This window comes from Arthrobacter sp. 10T419, from assembly GCF_056394105.1.
Map to the genome: position 1 here is coordinate 1 of NZ_JBFTHF010000088.1, position 361 is coordinate 361.

Consider the following 361-nt stretch of genomic DNA (forward strand, 5'->3'; position numbering starts at 1 on the left):
ATCGCGGAGTTGCTTGAGGCTGTCATTGAGCAGGGTGCTTGAGGCTGTCATTGAGCAGGGCCTGCTGGCGCTCGCAGTCGGCGGCGAGGGCTTGTGCKGCCCTGGCGGTCTCGGCCAGTGCCTGGCTTTGCTGGAGCGCTTGTTCGAGCAGGCGCTGRGCMGGGGCCATRTCGAGTTGYTGTCCKCTGGCMTTTGGCTGGTCATCGGCGGTGATGAACARCCCCTTGCCGCCCCGGACACCAGGGCGATACCAGCGGGCGCGCTGGCGAGCAGGCCGGCATCGCGGAGTTGCTTGAGGCTGTCATTGAGCAGGGCCTGCTGGCGCTCGCAGTCGGCGGCGAGGGCTTGTGCTGCCCTGGCG

1 pseudogene is annotated in these 361 nt (G+C 68.0%); it reads right to left on the bottom strand.

Annotated features, from left to right (window positions below):
• Nucleotides 1-22: 22 nt before the first annotated feature.
• Nucleotides 23-226 (bottom strand): annotated as a pseudogene (locus AC1DBD_RS18005) (type VI secretion system Vgr family protein); the annotation flags it as partial.
• Nucleotides 227-361: the final 135 nt, after the last annotated feature.